The 17,246-nt window shown below is 45.8% G+C and carries 17 protein-coding genes; 6 read left to right on the top strand and 11 right to left on the bottom strand.

The window, feature by feature from the left end:
• Positions 1-12: 12 nt before the first annotated feature.
• Complete coding sequence (locus D104_RS26285; protein ID WP_024023627.1) at positions 13-2,175, bottom strand: Tex family protein; 2,163 nt, start codon at positions 2,173-2,175, stop codon at positions 13-15.
• Positions 2,176-2,534: 359 nt separating this feature from the next.
• Here D104_RS26285 and D104_RS26290 point away from each other — a divergent pair, with 359 nt between their 5' ends.
• Positions 2,535-2,933 carry an H-NS histone family protein gene (locus D104_RS26290; RefSeq protein ID WP_024023628.1) on the top strand — a complete coding sequence of 133 codons (399 nt, stop codon included), beginning with the start codon at positions 2,535-2,537 and terminating at the stop codon, positions 2,931-2,933.
• An 83-nt stretch (positions 2,934-3,016) separates the two neighbouring features.
• Here D104_RS26290 and trmB read toward each other — a convergent pair whose 3' ends face one another.
• The 5 genes from trmB to D104_RS26315 all read right to left on the bottom strand — a co-directional run bounded on the left by trmB (position 3,017) and on the right by D104_RS26315 (position 6,366).
• Positions 3,017-3,730, bottom strand: coding sequence for a tRNA (guanosine(46)-N7)-methyltransferase TrmB (gene trmB, locus D104_RS26295; protein WP_235075912.1), 714 nt, complete (start codon positions 3,728-3,730; stop codon positions 3,017-3,019).
• 162 nt (positions 3,731-3,892) lie between these two features.
• Entirely contained in the window at positions 3,893-4,327 is a 435-nt protein-coding gene (locus D104_RS26300; protein WP_024023630.1) for a DUF423 domain-containing protein, read from the bottom strand.
• A 3-nt stretch (positions 4,328-4,330) separates the two neighbouring features.
• On the bottom strand, positions 4,331-5,308 hold the full coding sequence (locus tag D104_RS26305; protein ID WP_024023631.1) for a WD40 repeat domain-containing protein: 978 nt from the start codon (positions 5,306-5,308) through the stop codon (positions 4,331-4,333).
• The gene (locus D104_RS26310) at positions 5,280-5,750 is read right to left on the bottom strand and encodes an Rsd/AlgQ family anti-sigma factor (protein WP_024023632.1); all 471 of its coding nucleotides are present in this window, start codon (positions 5,748-5,750) and stop codon (positions 5,280-5,282) included. The genes D104_RS26305 and D104_RS26310 overlap by 29 nt, the downstream gene beginning before the upstream one ends.
• 109 nt (positions 5,751-5,859) lie before the next feature.
• Positions 5,860-6,366: a disulfide bond formation protein B gene (locus D104_RS26315; RefSeq protein ID WP_024023633.1), complete on the bottom strand. Its 507-nt coding sequence runs from the start codon at positions 6,364-6,366 to the stop codon at positions 5,860-5,862.
• A 219-nt stretch (positions 6,367-6,585) separates the two neighbouring features.
• Here D104_RS26315 and D104_RS26320 point away from each other — a divergent pair, with 219 nt between their 5' ends.
• Positions 6,586-6,942, top strand: coding sequence for a flagellar basal body-associated FliL family protein (locus D104_RS26320; RefSeq protein WP_235075913.1), 357 nt, complete (start codon positions 6,586-6,588; stop codon positions 6,940-6,942).
• 106 nt (positions 6,943-7,048) lie between these two features.
• Here D104_RS26320 and D104_RS26325 read toward each other — a convergent pair whose 3' ends face one another.
• From D104_RS26325 to D104_RS26340, 4 genes are all read right to left on the bottom strand, one after another.
• Positions 7,049-7,333, bottom strand: coding sequence for an oxidative damage protection protein (locus D104_RS26325; RefSeq protein ID WP_024023635.1), 285 nt, complete (start codon positions 7,331-7,333; stop codon positions 7,049-7,051).
• Positions 7,334-7,514: 181 nt separating this feature from the next.
• Positions 7,515-8,696, bottom strand: a complete 1,182-nt coding sequence (chrA, locus tag D104_RS26330; RefSeq protein WP_024023636.1) for a chromate efflux transporter — start codon at positions 8,694-8,696, stop codon at positions 7,515-7,517.
• Between the two features lie 33 nt (positions 8,697-8,729).
• Positions 8,730-9,779, bottom strand: a complete 1,050-nt coding sequence (gene mutY / locus D104_RS26335) for an A/G-specific adenine glycosylase (RefSeq protein WP_024023637.1) — start codon at positions 9,777-9,779, stop codon at positions 8,730-8,732.
• A gap of 38 nt (positions 9,780-9,817) precedes the next feature.
• Entirely contained in the window at positions 9,818-12,091 is a 2,274-nt protein-coding gene (locus D104_RS26340; RefSeq protein ID WP_024023638.1) for an AsmA family protein, read from the bottom strand.
• Between the two features lie 264 nt (positions 12,092-12,355).
• On the opposite strand from D104_RS26340, the gene hisB reads away from it, so the two are divergent.
• The 4 genes from hisB (at position 12,356) to gshA (ending at position 16,275) form a co-directional block, all read left to right on the top strand.
• On the top strand, positions 12,356-12,949 hold the full coding sequence (hisB, locus tag D104_RS26345; RefSeq protein ID WP_024023639.1) for an imidazoleglycerol-phosphate dehydratase HisB: 594 nt from the start codon (positions 12,356-12,358) through the stop codon (positions 12,947-12,949).
• 21 nt (positions 12,950-12,970) lie between these two features.
• Positions 12,971-13,633, top strand: coding sequence for an imidazole glycerol phosphate synthase subunit HisH (hisH, locus tag D104_RS26350; RefSeq protein ID WP_031214708.1), 663 nt, complete (start codon positions 12,971-12,973; stop codon positions 13,631-13,633).
• A 63-nt stretch (positions 13,634-13,696) separates the two neighbouring features.
• The gene (gene hisF, locus D104_RS26355; RefSeq protein ID WP_024023641.1) at positions 13,697-14,470 is read left to right on the top strand and encodes an imidazole glycerol phosphate synthase subunit HisF; all 774 of its coding nucleotides are present in this window, start codon (positions 13,697-13,699) and stop codon (positions 14,468-14,470) included.
• A 212-nt stretch (positions 14,471-14,682) separates the two neighbouring features.
• Positions 14,683-16,275, top strand: coding sequence for a glutamate--cysteine ligase (gene gshA, locus D104_RS26360; RefSeq protein ID WP_024023642.1), 1,593 nt, complete (start codon positions 14,683-14,685; stop codon positions 16,273-16,275).
• A gap of 71 nt (positions 16,276-16,346) precedes the next feature.
• Here the strand turns inward: gshA and yihA are convergent, their stop codons facing one another.
• The gene (yihA, locus tag D104_RS26365; protein ID WP_024023643.1) at positions 16,347-16,991 is read right to left on the bottom strand and encodes a ribosome biogenesis GTP-binding protein YihA/YsxC; all 645 of its coding nucleotides are present in this window, start codon (positions 16,989-16,991) and stop codon (positions 16,347-16,349) included.
• Positions 16,992-17,246: the final 255 nt, after the last annotated feature.

Here is a 17,246-nt window from a genome sequence, read left to right on the forward strand (position 1 = left end):
AAGACAATACCGTTACAAGCCATTGGCTTTCAGCCCGATACGCTTGCGCTGCACATCCACTTCCAATACCGTCACATTCACCACTTGGCCGACTCGCACAAAATCTCGTGGATCTTTCACAAATCGATTGGCGAGTTGTGAAATATGAATCAATCCGTCTTGATGCACACCAAGATCAACAAACGCGCCAAACGCCGCCACATTCGTCACAACCCCTTCTAACGTCATGCCTTCTTGCAGGTCTTCCAGTTTTTGAACGCCCTGATCAAACGCCGCATAACGAAATTCTGGACGAGGGTCTCGACCCGGTTTGGCCAACTCATTTAAGATGTCGGTGTAGGTGAAGTCCCCTGCTTGAGCAAACGTCGGAGCCAACTGTTTTAGCTGTTGTAACGCCGCCGTATTGTTCATTAACGCACTCGCCTTTAGAGTTAAATGCGCGGCCATTTGCTGCACCAATGGATAAGACTCTGGGTGCACCCCAGACTGATCCAAGGCCTCTTTGCCGTTTCGGATTCTTAAAAAACCCGCGCATTGCTCAAAACATTTATCGCCAATACCTTTGATTTTTAACAGCTCAGAACGCGACTCTATCCGGCCTTTTTTCTGTCGATAGTCAACAATGTTTTGTGCCAGGCGCGTGGTCAAACCGGACACATAAGACAGCAAGGAAACCGACGCGAGGTTAATGTCCACACCCACACGGTTCACACAGTCTTCCACAACATTAGCAAGGGATTTGGACAGCTGAGACACTTTCACATCGTGCTGATATTGCCCGACACCAATCGCTTGAGGATCGATTTTTACCAGTTCAGCGAGCGGATCCTGAAAACGTCGTGCAATCGACACCGCACCACGAATAGTGACATCCAAATCAGGAAATTCTTGAATGGCGATAGGAGAAGCAGAATACACCGACGCGCCAGCCTCACTGACAACCGCAGCATGGCAATCTAGGTTTGAGTCGCTGATCAGCGACTTGACGAGCGCTTCTGTTTCCCGTGATGCGGTACCATTGCCAATGGCAACCCAAGCAACACCATGCTGATGAATCAACTTAGACAATATCCCAGTGGCTTCTTGCACGCGGTTTTGAGGTCCATGCGGGTAAATCACACCATGATCCAATACGCTGCCCTGCTCATCGATTACCGCAAGCTTAACCCCATTACGAAAACCAGGGTCAACACCTAATACTCGATGTGCTCCTGCAGGTGCCGCCATTAACAGGTCGTTAAGATTGTCCGCAAAAACTTGAATCGCACCGTCTTCCGCTCGTTCTTTTAGTTGAGCTAAAACGTCTGTTTCAAGTTTAGGAAGCAGTTTATTTTCCCACGCAATATTTAAATATCGACGCTGTAACGATGTTATTCGCTGAGAATCTGATGCAGAAAAATCCAGTATTTGATTAAGATGAGTAAAAACCAATGCGTCTGGATAATTTTTTTCATGTTTCAGCGAAACACTTAGCTTTAATATAGATTCTTTTTTCCCTCTAAAAAGAGCAAGTAAACGATGAGGCGGTACTTTATTAATGGCTTCTTGATACTCAAAATAGTCGCGAAACTTTTCACCTTCCTCTTTTTTCCCTCGCAAAACTCGACTATTCAGCATTCCGTGTTTAAGCAGTTCAAGACGCCCTTGCTTTAGAACCTCACTGTCATTTGAAATCGCTTCATTTAGTATTTCTGTCGCGCCTGCTAAAGCCAGTTCAGCAGACATGACAATATTATGCTGCTGACACCATGCGTTAATAGCAGACAAGCTATCGGAGCGCTGGCCTGACCAAATCTGTGCCGCTAACGGCTGGAGGCCTTGCTCTTTTGCTTCATCCGCTTTGGTCTTTCGTGCTTTTTTAAAAGGAGAATAGAGATCTTCGAGTTCATTTTTAGAAATCGCATTATTGATTTTCTTTCTTATTTGATCAGAAACACTTGAATCACCCGCCAATAAAGAAAGAATGCTTTCTTTGCGTTTTTTTAATTCAACCAAATACTGCCAGCGGTCATAAAAAGAGCGCAAATCTATGTCACTCATACCGCCGGTATTTTCTTTTCTATATCGAGCAATGAAGGGCACTGTGGCCCCCTCTTCGAACAATTGAATAATATTATGACTGTATTTTTTTAATATAGAAAATTCTAGACTTAAGTTATCGGAGATAGAATTCATTTATTACCCTATTATTTACACTTTTCTAACGGTTTAAACACATCATTTTATTAGCATGTTTGGGCGTTTTTTATTAAAATCCTCGCACAAACTTGAAATTGTATAAAATCACACCTAATGTTGTGGTAGTAATTCAATGTTTTAAAGGTACAAATTAATATTGAATTCGCAACACGAGATAAAACAGGGTTGTCTTATTGAGACTATTTTCCCAACCAGACATGACAATGTTTTATTTTTTCCATTCTTGGATGTTTCGAATCTTTTAATTTTAACACCACTGAGTGTAAAGGATGGATCTCTTTTTCAGTGCTGGACCGCATTTAACCAGTTCTTAACAGACAAAATAGGGGACACCAATGAGTTTATTACTAGAATTAGCAGGCAATAAAGCAAAAGCACGTGCAGCCGCAAAAGAATTGAGCGTAGCGCAGCTAGAAAACCTAATTGCAGGCTTCAACAATGCACTAGAAAAAGCAAAAGAAGAAGCGGCAGCATATGACGCAGAACGAGCGCTTAAATCAGCTCGTGCGGAAGAAATTGCTAACCTAATCGCTAAAAGCGGCCTAACAATGGAAGAAGTGGCGCTACTAACCACACCTAAAGCTGGCGCAACAAAAGGCAAAACCGTTGAACCTAAATACCGCCTAACGGTTGAAGGTGAAACTCATGAGTGGACTGGCCGTGGCCGTACACCAAAAGTATTCCAAGCGTATTTTGATGCTGGCAACAGCCGTGATAGCGTAGAAATCAAATAATTTGATTTCTGGTATTACAGATAATAAAAAAGCGACTCATGAGTCGCTTTTTTATTGTCTAAGCATTACCGAAACGTCTGACCTTAATCGGCGTGCTTGGTATAAATCAAATCCCAGACACCATGACCCAAACGCTCACCGCGCTGCTCAAATTTGGTCAATGGACGCCATTCTGGTCGAGGGTGATACGTTCCTTTCCCTGCGGCATTTTGGTAGCCATCTTGAACTTCCATCACTTCCATCATGTGCTCTGCATAAGGCTGCCAATCCGTTGCCATATGAAAGTAGCCATCTGCTTTTAAAACATTCGCAACTTGTTGAGCAAATATAGGCTGAACAATGCGACGTTTATTGTGCTTTTTCTTATGCCAAGGATCAGGGAAGAATAATTGGAATGCACTCGCGGTGTTCTGCGGCAAGCAATTAGCCATAACTTCAATGGCATCATCACAATAGACTCGAAGATTAGTAACACCTTCCTCTTTCGCTAGCATCATCAACTTCGCTACGCCAGGCGGATGCACTTCAATACCGATAAAATCTTTCTCTGGTGCATTTTTTGCCATTTCAACAAGCGACGCGCCCATGCCGAAACCCACTTCAAGCACCACATCGGATTCACGACCAAATACGGTAGCGTAATCAATTCGGCCATCCGCAAGATCCAAACCATAAATGGCCCAGTTCGCATCGTAGTTTTTTTGCTGGCCTTCCGTCATTCTGCCACCACGTACAACAAAACTACGGATGGTACGTTTCTTAATCGGCTCTTGTGTTTCTAAGTTTTGCTCTGACATGTTTTGCTCTGACATGGTTCCGTATCGCTTAAGAGTGTTCTATTTTGATGAGACGACACCGACTGTCATCTAGCCTTAATCGACTCACCATTAATTTGGCTCGCAATACTACCCGATAAACCCGATTATGTCCTGCTTTGTCGGCTGGCACTACGACGCATTTCATTCACTTTTTTTCATTTTATTGCCTGCGGATCGCCAAAGTTGCATTGCAAACAAGCACCAAGCAAGCAAATAACACAGGCCGCCGAGCGGGGTAATCGCGCCTAAAAAGGCGTAGCCCGTTAAAGCCATGACATACAAGCTGCCCGCAAAAATCACGTTTCCAAGGAAGAGCAAGACTAAAAGACGTTGACTAGAAGATAGGAAATTAGAGAGCGAAATAACCAAAAGACCCGCAAGTGCATGATACATAAGATATTGACTCGCGGTATGCCACCAGCCAAGCGCTTTAGCGTCCAATAAAGAGTTCAAGGCATGGGCGCCAAACGCTCCAGCCGCTACAGACAATCCAGCTTGAGTGGCAAAAATAGCCGCCCACTTAGATAAGCCCTTTGTGGAAGACTGCGCCAAGCCGCGATTTTCTTGATTAGACATGCATTATTCCAGAACGTTTAAATAACCATTACTGCCAATGGCGTAATAACGCTTGCCCGCACCAAATGCCAACGCGAGAACGGTAGCAGGACGACTTTTGGGCGCATAAAGGCTCCACTCTTTTTGAACAACGCCTGTACTCACCTGAATAAGTGAGACTTTACTGCTCACTTCACCGATCAGAATGGAGCGATCGTCTTTTGAAAAAACGGCTTGGCTAATCGAAATGTTGCGATATTTCAATGCGCCAGTATCAATATTCGTTAGCACTTTACCTGTTCGAGTAGACCAAATTTTGGCATTGCCCAATTGAGCCGCACCAAAGGCGTATTTACCATCGGAAGACAATGCGACGCTGCCAATCCGATTGCTCAACGCCCATTGGAATTTTCTCTCGCCCGTTTGCATGTCCCAAAGAATCACGTTGGATGCGTCATCACCTGTAATGCCCAGTAAACCATCTGGCGTGATATCGACTTCTCGAACCGTTGCGCCTGTTTGCAGGGTTTGCTTAATACCGCCTCGTTTCACATCGAAAAAACGTGCGGTTTGATCGTTTAAGCCAACCAAGGCGTAATCGCCATTTTGCGTTAACTTTACCGATTGGACATCGCCAGGCGTTGTCCAAAATCCATCGGATTTACCTGTTGTTGTGTTCCACAACACCAACGAGCGCGAACCACCTGTTGCCGCATATTGACCACTGGGATCAATATCCACACCAATCAAGGAAGTATAATCCCCTTTCACATGATTCCAGTTATAACGGCGCTCATTAACCGCGTTCACCCAATAACTGCCACCATGTTGGATAGATCCCACTAAAGAAGACGAGCCATCGTCGCTCAACACCGCAGAATATAGACCTTGCTCGGCGTACTTTGCCGTTCGAACGGGTGCTTCGCCAGAACAAGCTAATAAGGCGATAGAGCATAAAATAACACTGCCCAGCTCAAGCGCTTTTTTCACTGTGCGCTTCATGCAATTCCTCAATCAATTTGTCTTCATGCTGAAACCGCTCAGCCATCACCAACATCAAAGCCTGCAAAGAAAAAGGCAACGCTTCCAGTTGAGCATTACAATGTTCTTTCGTATCGTATTTATCATTAAACTCGATCGCGACTTCTGTTGAACTGTCAATAAGCGGTAACAATTCACGCAACAGCACAACCGCACCGTCATCATGAAATTCCTTTGCTTCTAATGCGAGCTGCTCGTAAACCGTAAAATGGCCAGCAGAAACATAATCCATCAACATTTCACACACGTTTAAAATTTTCGGCGTGTCTGTCGGTGTGAACTCACCGCGTTCGCGTAAATAGACTGACAACTCAATAAGTTGACGACGCTGCTCTAACCAACGATCAATAATGTCGTGCACGCCACCCCATCGCTCTTGGGCTGTTTTACAACCTTCTAACATATGCAGACTCCATCAGACGTTCATTATTGTAAATAGTCATTCGTTTCAAGCATATTCCGATACGTTACCCCCTGCAAGGCAATCGCTTGAGGGGATTTGTAACCTTTTATTAGAAAAATGTTTTTTTGTTCGCACGTAATGCAATGACGAGATTCACAATGGCCATGCCCACAAACGCCACCAAGGTCCAGCCTGGAATACTAATACCCAAGAAGGTCCAAACGACATCGCCACACTCACCCGTCCCCATTATCATGGCTTCCATAATTTCCTGCCAAGGGAACACCTCAAACATGTAGCTAAGTCCTGGTAAACACGCAGGCAATTCATCCATTGGTAGACTTTGTAGATACAAATGACGAATCGCCAAGGCTGCGCCAATTAAAGACAAAACAACCACCAACCATGAACAGACTTTTCGAGCGCCTTGGTTGGACGTTAAGAAAGACGCCAACGACACCACACCCACACAGAAAAAGACAACGCGCTGCAACATACATAGAGGACAAGGCTCTAGCGCCATTTGATATTCCATGTAAAACGCGACAGCCAAGAGAGCAAACGCTACCAATGCCACCAAACCATGAAAACGACGAGCAGATAAAAACGCGAACATAAATGAAGATCCCTTAACTGACCAAATAGACATTTTTAATCGAATAATAAAACGTGAGACAGTAGGAAAATAGGAAAGTGCAAAATACCTACTGACAGAAAGCTTTAATGCCAGTTAGTATACTGTCAATTGGAATGAATACGAGAGCCGAACATGTCATTGATGATGTCACTATGCAATAAGCCACGCGTCTTAGCGCTTCTTTTACTATGCAGCGCAATGAGCAGCCTGAGTTATGCGGAAGAAGAAGGTGTGCCGACGCCAGCGTATGTTGAATTAAAACCCAACTTTGTCGTCAACCACATCGGAGATGATGCTCGACTAAAATACATCAAGACCAGCATTAGCATTCGCACAGACACGACAAAAACCGAACTGATTGAAGCCAACATGCCATTAGTCAGAGACGCCATTGTCATGTTTCTTAGTTCGCGTACAACAGAACAAGTTACCGGCGCCATCGCACGAGAAAAAACCCGTGAAGAAGCCGCCCTTGCCGTAAACAACGCACTAGAAGAAGAAACGGGCATCACCCCAGTTAAAGACATTTTATTTGCCAGCTTCGTGACTCAATAAAAGGCGCACTTAAGTGAACTAAACAACAAAAAAGCGTCGCTTGTTGCTGTGTAATATAACACCAACAAGCGACGCTTTTTTTACATCACATTCGTACTAGAACGCGTTATAACTCAGTAATATCATCTGGACTAACATAGCCAGACAGTTTGTCGGTCACTTCGTTATTAAAGAATTTCTCCATCTGCTCCATGACATATTTACGCGACTCTGGCTGCATCAAGTTCAGCTGCTTTTCATTAATCATCATCGTTTGCAGCAATTGCCACTCTTGCCACGCTTGCTTAGAGACATTTTGTAAAATCTCTTGGCCTTTCGCGCCTGGTAATGGAGCGCGGTCCAGCGCCTCCATGTCCTTTTGAAACTTCTTACAAAAAACAGTATTCGCCATAAAGATCACTCGCCATCATAAAGTATGAGATAAATAATGGCGCTCACACAGCAAAATTCAAGGCTTCATGTGAATAAGTCAAGATAGTAACCCCTCCCTAACCCTCCCCTTGAAGAAAGGGGAGGGAACATTACGAAGCTCCTCCCCTGTTAAGGGGGAGGTTGGGAGGGGGTCAAAACCACTACAAATAACTTCGAGCGAGTCCAAGCAGGACAAATGCACTAATCAAAAGAAAGATGGGGGGGTGTTTGTACTTCAACCAAACAAATCCGACGCCAACAAAAAGAATATCCCAGCCATTCACAACACTTGATGTGCCAATAGGATGATACAAGGCTGCCACCAATATACCGACCACTGCCGCATTCACACAGCTCACAGCCGAACGAAAGCGTGCATGATGAGACAATGTCTGCCACACAGATTGAGCGCTCAGCATCAACAACAAACCCGACAAGAACACAGCCATGGTCGCGACCGCTGCCCACAGCCAAGGATTTTCACCTTCTGGTGTCGCCGATGCACCAAGGAAACTGGCCATCGTAAACATAGGTCCAGGCACCGCTTGGGCCGCCGCATACCCTAGCAGTAAATTGACATCGGAAACACGGTCAGAAACAAACGCAGACAACATTGGAAGCACAACATGCCCACCGCCAAACACCAAGGCACCTGCCTGATAGAAGTCTGCAAACAAACCACTTAAGCCAGTATTGAACACAAAACCGATCAGAAAGAGGACGACCACCAAGACGAACCAACCACCAGCCAATCGAACGGTAGGCAAAGGTTCACTTGCGTCCGAATGTGCAGATCGAGTAAACACACCGAAGCAAGCCGCCCCCAATAAAACCAACAAACTCGCAAGACCGAATGGAGACAACACAATAAACGCCGCACTGCACACAGCAATGGCCGCCGTTGCCTTCGTTTGGCAAAAAGAACGCCACATGCTGACACAGGCGTCCGCCACCACAACCACTGCCAACAGTTTTAAAGCATGGACGATGCCATCGAAAAAGACACTACCTTGCCAGTGCTCACCAAATTGAGCCAATAACACCATGACAACAAACGACGGCAAGGTAAAACCAATAAACGCCGCCAAACCACCCAAATAACCGGCACGATGGAACCCCAAAGCAAAGCCAACCTGACTCGACCCTGGACCCGGTACAATCTGGCTCAGCGCGACCCATTGTGCATATTGGGCGTCGCTGGCCCATTTTTTTCGCTGGATGAAGGTTTGATTAAAATACCCAAGATGCGCCGCTGGCCCACCAAAACTGGTCAAACCAAGCAATAAAAACGACGTAAATACGTCTAACAAACGTTGTAAATAGCGCGGTGGTTGGTTCGTCATGATCACTTCCGATGAAGGTTATCTGTTCGTTTTCTACGATATTTTCTCTAAAATACTTCTCACTGGCGCCGGCAAACCTAACGCTAACGCCTCCTGCTGATTGAACCATTGATATTTATCGCCTTCCATTATCCAGTCCGCCGAGGCGAGCTGAATGTGGCTTGGGGAAATATCTAAATGGTAATGGCTAAACGTATGTCGAAAAGATGACAAGGACGTTACAGACGTGACTTGAGTCGCGAACCTTTGTTCAATATGCAGCACAACAGATTCGTCAACCGCCAATTCTGGCAAGCTCCATAAGCCGCCCCAAATTCCCGTCTGCGGACGCTTTTCCAATAAGAGCTGCCCTTGTTTATTCGCAAGCACCAACAACTGAATGCTCTTTTCTGGTTTCGCGGCTTTTTTGGGTTTACGAATGGGAAATTGTGTTGGATCAGGCGTTTGACGAGCTTCGCAGTCGCTTTCAAGCGGACAAATTAAACACTGCGGCTTAGAACGAGTACACAGTGTCGCCCCCAAATCCATCATGGCTTGGGTGTAATCCCCACAGCGCTCGCTTGGCATGTAGTATTCTGCCAAGTCCCACATGGCGTTTTCTGTTTTTTTCTCACCAGGCCACGTGGGCACGGCATGAAAACGCGCCAACACACGCTTTACATTGCCATCCAAAATTGCCGCTTGGACGCCACGAGAAATCGATAAAATCGCCGCAGCAGTAGAACGACCAATGCCGGGTAACTCACAAACACCCTCGACACTCTGTGGGAATTCATTATCAAATTCATCCACCAGCATTTTGGCGGCTTTATGCATATTTCGCGCTCGAGCGTAATAACCCAATCCACTCCAATGCGCCAATACATCGTCTTGCTCGGCTTCTGCCAATGCATCAACCGTCGGAAACGACGTCATAAATTTATGGTAATAAGGAATGACCGTGGTCACTTGCGTTTGCTGCAACATGATCTCAGATATCCAAACTCGGTACGGCGTTTTGTTCTCTTGCCAAGGCAAACTCTTGCGCCCGTGTTCGTCAAACCACGCTAAAACACGGGGGGCAAAATTCTTAACTGGTTGCATTTTTATCTCACGTTCACAGCCGCTTACTCCAACGAAGGTCAAAACAAGCTTTTAAGTTTTTCTTTTAACTTCTCTTTCAGCTTTTCTTCTTCAATTTTACGCTTGGCTTCCAGTTCCGCTTTTAATCGCGCTTTTTCCGTTTTAGATTTTGCGTCTAACTCAGCTTTCAGTTCCGCCGCTTTCGCCTTTAGGCGCACTTTCTCTTCTTCCAATTTAAGCGCGAATTCGTCTTTTGCCAACGCCGCAAAAATCTTCCCGAAGCCTTTTATATCAGGACGACACAATCCGGCAGGGTCATCACTGAATTCGCCTTTACAAACAATCGGAAACGCCAACTGAGTGACTTTTGCATTCACACGACAGGCCTTGTCCAACGAGCTTCCCGCAACACTCACATCGGCTTGATAATTCAAAGAAGAATCTGGCAGAGAAACCACACCATTGCCTGTGACCTGAACGCCTGCCGAGCTGATTTTTAAACCAGGCGTCGACACGTTGCCATTCACGATATGAGCAGGGAAACGCATGGTTTCAAATGGGGTATCTGGGCCAAATTGATCTTCGTTGATACTTTCTTTTCGCGTAGCCGCAATGCCTTGGCAGACAGTTTTGGTTAAGTTGGTTCCCACCAAGGCACCGTTTTTAATCTCTACCAGTAAGTCACCCTGTAACGATGCCATTAGGCTGTTCATTCGATTGCCTTTTGCCGTCAGCTCGCCATTCAGATGCGTTGCACCAGCAATTTTGTCCATGTCCATAAAATCAACCAATAACGGTTGAATCTGTACACCTTGTACGGACGGAACCACATCGATAACGGGCGTTTTTCCACGCACATCCAAACTCATTTTTGACGACATGCTGCCTTTATATAAAGAAGCGCGTAACGGGGAGACTTTCACTAAGCCGTTGGCTTGCGTGGAATCCAGCTCAATTTTGTCGATTTTCAATTTTTTAACCGTCAGGTTTTCAAACACAAACCCCACGTGACCATTCAGCCCTCGAATGACATCTACTGGAATCAGTTCACCGGAGTCTTCCGTCGCTTGCGCTTCAATTTGAGCGGAGGTTAGTGCTTCCTTGGATCCTGTTGTGTTGTCTTCAACCGGTGTTGGTAAGTATCGGTCTAGGTTCAAGTTTTTACCGGCAACTTGAACATCCCAACGCAATGGCGATAAATCCACCACGGCATTGGCTTCCATTGTCGTATCGTCCATCACAATAGAGATCGGCTGAGCCGTAACCGAGGCCAAGCTGCCTTCAAAGGTAATATTGGCCCGCGCTTTTGTCATCGCGGTTTCGTCCGACATCTCCGGCAACGGTAAATTTAAACGCGTCATCAAGTAGCGAGGATTGAACTCACCCAGCGACAGAACACCTGAAAACTGTGGATCACTCAACACTTGGTAAGCTTGAATCTTTGCATCAAGGTTCAACCCCAATACACTGAGCGCGAGCCCTTCAACTTGTACGTTTTCTTGTGGTAAATCCACGTCGATTGACGCCGCACTCAATTTGGCTTCTATTGGGCTTGCTGGTAATGCCTCACTCGACACTTCCCCAGCCAAAACCAAAGAATCCAGCGACAACGATTCTCGCTCCGGAAAGACAGCCAAATTCGCATTCAGCTTCGCCTTTAGTTTCAGTGGCGATCCGCCTTGTAAATCGCTTTGCGTTAATGCGACATCCATGACCATTGGCCACGCTTCGTCCCATTGGACATTATTCAATGTTACATTGATGATCGCGTTAATTAATTGCTTGGTCTGTTCATCACGGTAAGTGACTTGTGCGTTTTCAATGCGCAACTCATCCAGATGAATGTCAGGGACGGTAAAGCGTTCACTGTCTTCCGTGGACCCCGCGTTCGCTGAACTCGTTGCCACAGTAGATGTATCGGAGACAGTAGATGCATCCGTTTGCGGAAGATCCAATTGCCAATTGCCTTGCCCTTGTGCGTCTTTATTCAAGCTGGCTTTTAGATTCACCAGATTGACTTTGTTGACCTGAATTTTTTGCTCTAACAAAGGCAAAATAGCCAAACCAAACTCAGCACGGTCAAATTGTAGAATTTCCGCATCGGTGCCCAATGCCACACCGATGTTTTCAAGCTCAAGACCAAGCCAAGGAAAGAATGACCAGCGGATATCTCCGTCCAAGCGCAAATTCACATTGGCTTTTTCTAACGCCACGCTTTTTAGCTCATCCTTAAAGTCATTCGGGTTCACAAACAGCATGACGTACGCCAGCAGTGCGACAATAAATGCCAATAACCCGGCCACTATAAATGAAAGTCGCTTTATCCAAATCATGAACCACTCCTTAATGAATGTGTTGCTGCGCAAGCTCTTAATCGTGTTAAACCGTACCACTAACCACGTTGGCGTTCAGTAGGTGAGCGCATCATAACATTTGAAGTCGAACATTATCGATGCAAAGCCCTGTCCAATAGAAATAACTCATCAAAAAACACTCAGATTAAGCATAGAAGCCAAAGAGCGCTCGTTCTATAATGGGCGACTTATGTTTTATAAAGTGACGACGATTCGTCACCATTACTGTGGAGAAACCAATCAATGTCCGATCGCATTGCCAGTGTCGAGCGTAATACGCTTGAAACTCAGATCAAGGTGTCGATTAACCTAGACGGTACCGGTAAATTTAACTGCGTCACAGGCGTACCTTTCCTTGACCATATGCTTGAGCAAGTAGCACGTCATGGCTTGATTGATTTAGACATCCACGCGGTTGGCGATCTTCACATTGATGCGCATCACACAGTGGAAGATTTAGGCATTACTTTAGGCCAAGCCTTTGATATCGCCGTTGGCGATAAAAAAGGCATCAAACGCTATGGCCACGCCTACGTCCCTCTTGATGAAGCGCTTTCACGCGTTGTGATCGATTTTTCTGGCCGTCCAGGTTTAGAAATGCACGTGCCATTTACTCGCGGTTCTGTGGGCGGTTTTGACGTGGATTTATTTTCTGAGTTCTTCCACGGCTTTATCAATCACGCAAAAGTCACACTGCACCTAGACAACCTTCGTGGTAAGAACACACACCACCAAGCAGAAACCATCTTTAAAGCGTTCGGTCGTGCGTTGCGCATGGCATTAGAAGTTGACGAACGCATGGCTGGCCAAATGCCTTCCACGAAAGGTTGTTTGTAGGATCCTCTTGGTATGAGCAATATGAGTATGAGTAAAAAATCCACCGTTGCCGTGATCGACTACGGCATGGGCAACCTTCACTCGGTTGCCAAAGCGCTTGAACACGTCGCGGACGAAAACACCACCGTCATTGTGACAAGTGACCCAGCCGTGATTGATGCGGCAGATCGTGTGTTGCTTCCTGGCGTTGGTGCGATCCGCGATTGTATCGGCGAAATGCACAACGCTGGCTTGGTTCCTAGTATTCATAAAGCCATGGCTGAAAAACCGTTTCTCGCCATTTGTGTGGGCATTCAATCATTGATGTCACACAGTGAAGAAAACGGCGGTGTCGATTGTTTGAATCACTTTCAAGGCAACGCGCTTTTCTTTGGCGAGAAACACAAAGACCATGACGGCAGTAAATTAAAAGTGCCTCACATGGGCTGGAATCAGGTCAAACATACGATAAACCACCCTCTTTGGGCTGGCATTCCTGATAACGCTCGCTTCTACTTTGTGCACAGTTTTTATGTTGTGCCAGAGAATATAAACGAAATCGCAGGCACTTGTGATTATGGCTTGGAGTTTTGTGTGGCGCTTGCTCGCGACAACGTCTTTGCCGTGCAATTTCACCCAGAAAAAAGCCACAAAGACGGCCTTCAGCTTTATAAAAACTTCATCCATTGGGATGGTAAGCCTTAACCGCCAAGAGCAACCTTTTCACAACATAACAGGAAAAGGTTGCTCAAAGATTAGGAGCCAATAATGGGCTTAGCAAAACGTATTATTCCTTGTCTTGATGTGGACAATGGCCGAGTCGTCAAAGGCGTTCAATTCCTCGACATTCGTGATGCAGGTGACCCTGTCGAAGTGGCAAAACGCTACGATGAACAAGGTGCCGACGAAATTACGTTCCTTGATATTACCGCCAGCTCTGATGATAGAGAAACCACGGTTCATATGGTGGAAGCCATTGCCAGCCAAGTCTTCATTCCTTTAACCGTTGGCGGCGGCATTCGTACCTGCGAAGACATTCGTCGTATGTTAAATGCTGGCGCCGACAAAGTCGGCATTAATACTGCTGCAGTATTTAATCCGGAATTTGTCCGTGAAGCCGCGCAGCGCTTCGGCTCACAATGCATCGTCGTAGCGATTGATGCAAAAAAAGTCAGCGCCGAAGGTGAAGCGGATAAATGGGAAATTTTCACCCACGGTGGCCGCAAACCAACCGGTCTAGATGCGGTAGAATGGGCGAAGAAAATGGTCGAATACGGCGCGGGCGAAATACTCCTAACCAGTATGGATCGTGACGGCACCAAAAATGGTTTTGACCTTGGTGTAACGCGAGCGATCAGCGAAGCGGTTCACGTTCCTGTCATCGCTTCCGGTGGTGTGGGCAACCTTGACCATCTTGTGGAAGGTGTTATTGAAGGAAAAGCGGATGCAGTACTTGCCGCCAGCATTTTTCACTTTGGTGAACACAGCATTCAAGAAGCCAAACAACGCATGACCGATGCGGGCATTGAAATGCGCCTTTAATCCACTCCTATAGCAATAATTGTCGGCCTAAAGACCGACCTACAGGTGATTTAATTTTTGTAGGTCGGTCTTAAGCGCGACAAACTTCTTTTATATATGTCGAGAAGTCTGCATATTTTGTGCACGTGGAATCTGTTGCTTGCTGCGAAGAACCTTCGCCGAGTACAATCCTTAAAATTTACTTTTGCCGTATTCAATAGAAGGAAGACTTCTTGACCACCTTAACTGATGCCTTGCAAGCGTTAGCAACTCATTGCCAACAAGCTGCCACAACGTCTGCATTAACTTTTCATCGTGGCGTGGAACGAGAAGCGCTACGAGTTGACCGTGCCGCAGGCCGTATTTCGCATAAGCCTCACCCCAAAGCGCTAGGCTCTGCGTTAACGCACAGTTCTATTACCACAGATTACTCTGAATCCTTGATGGAATTCATTACGCAGGTTCACCCTAGCGTGGAAGGCGTCATTAAAGAATTAGAAGATATTCATAACTTGGTCAACCATGAACTTCACGAGCAAGATGAGTGTTTGTGGCCCGCGAGTATGCCTTGTTATTTGGCAGGCAATGAAGACGTTCCAATCGCGTATTACGGCGAATCGAACACCGGAAAGCTTAAACGCGCCTACCGTGAAGGGTTATCCAACCGCTACGGTCGTATCATGCAATGCATCGCGGGAATGCACTACAATTTCTCCTTCGATCAAGATTTCTGGTTTTTTTTAGAACGCTACAAAGGCAAAACCGACCTTTCTCAAGCGGAAAAACAAGCCTTCCAATCTGACAGCTATTTCACCTTGATTCGTAATTTCCGTCGCAGCTCTTGGATGCTCTCTTTATTGTTCGGCGCATCGCCAACCATTGACGACAGTTTTTTACCTAAGAAGCCAGACAGTTTAGAAAAGCTCGAAAAAAACACATGGTTTGGCCCAAAAGCCACCTCGCTTCGTATGAGCGATCTTGGTTATCAAAACAAGGCGCAAGCAGACTTATACGTTTGTTATAACGAAGTGGATACTTACATCAGTACGGTCAAAAAGGCATTACAGACACCTTATCAGCGCTACCAAGACATTGGTGTCAAAGTCGATGGTCAATACCGTCAGTTGAACAGCAATCTTTTACAGATCGAAAACGAATATTACAGCGACATTCGCCCTAAACGCGTGACACAACCTGGCGAACACCCAAGTGCGGCACTGCAAGCACGAGGCGTAGAATACATTGAAGTGCGCATTATGGACTTAGACCCGGGCTCCTCCATTGGCATGCAGTCTTCTACCCTATACTTCATTGATGTGTTCTTGCTGTATTGCATGTTACGCGGTGACGAACGCCTAGGCAGCGCAGAATGCAATCAGTTACGTAAAATGCAGCAAGAGATTGCGTCTCATGGCCGTGATTTGGACATGGATTTTGATTTTGGCCAAGGCCCAATCAAACTTCGCACTAAAGCAGACACAATGCTAAACAACCTCACGGAAGTGGCGGCCTTTTTGTCCGCCCAAACAGGAAACCCTGCTTACCAAGAAGCGGTTGAAGTACAAAAGGAAAAGCTGAACAACGAAGCGCTGCTTCCTTCTGCCCAGCTGTTAGAACGCAGCAAAGCAGAACAGGGTTACCAGAACGCCATGTTAGCGTTATCGAAAGAGCAGCAAAAAGATTGGATGTCACGCCCATTATCCAACGATTTGAAAAAAACGTTTATGGAAAAAGCGGAACGTTCATTGCGTGAGCAAGAAGCCATTGAAGCAGCGGATGAAGTCGATTTCGACACATTCCTAGCGGCCTATTTAACACCTCAATAATACACTTTTCGTTGTTATAGACATAAAAAAAGCCTCATCAGAGGCTTTTTTTCGTTCACCCAATCACAGGTTTATGCATTAGGTGACACGGGAATCACTTCGAGATTATCAAACACCAACCATTCCGCTAGCTTGATGCGCAAAGCATCCACTCCGTCACCATTTAGGGATGAAAAAGTCTGGACTGTGCCATCAACCCCTTGCTCTTTGATTCTCTTCTGAACCATTAGCATGGTCGATTTTGCTGGACCGCGCTTTAGTTTGTCGGATTTTGTTAACAATATATGCACGGTCATTCGATTGGACCGAGCCCAATCGAGCATCATCTCATCAAACTCTTTTAATGGATGGCGTATATCCATAACCAACACCACACCCGCTAGAGAGCGACGGTTCATCAAGTAATCTTGCATGTGTGCTTGCCATACTTTTTTCATGGCAATCGGCACTTTCGCAAAACCGTAACCTGGAAGGTCAATCAAACGACGATCTTCAACATTCAGCCCAAAGCAGTTAATAAGCTGAGTACGACCCGGTGTTTTGGAAGTACGAGCCAGCTTTTTTTGGTTCGTAAGGGTATTTAACGCAGTCGATTTACCTGCATTAGAGCGACCTGCAAATGCAACCTCTACACCTTGGTCTAGAGGACATTGAGAAAGTTTCTCAGCACTTTTAATAAAGTGTGCAGATTGGAACGTGGAGTCAAAAGGGGTCATAAGTTGATATTCGTCAGTAAATTCAGATTGGCATTTATATTAATTTCGCAAGCTGTATATAATGCCAGCAAATACGATGATATGCCATGTTAAACCACGAAAGTCGACGGAATCCTAGCAATTCACTACATTTTAGATCAATTCAGTTTACGGATTGTGAAAGCAGAGGCGAAAGAAGCACCGTCTATGGATATCTTCGATGTAAATTTTATGTAAACTTACAGAAAAACCAGAACCTTCAGCCTTTGATGGAAT

It is taken from the genome of Marinomonas profundimaris, from assembly GCF_000508165.1.
GTDB lineage: Bacteria > Pseudomonadota > Gammaproteobacteria > Pseudomonadales > Marinomonadaceae > Marinomonas > Marinomonas profundimaris.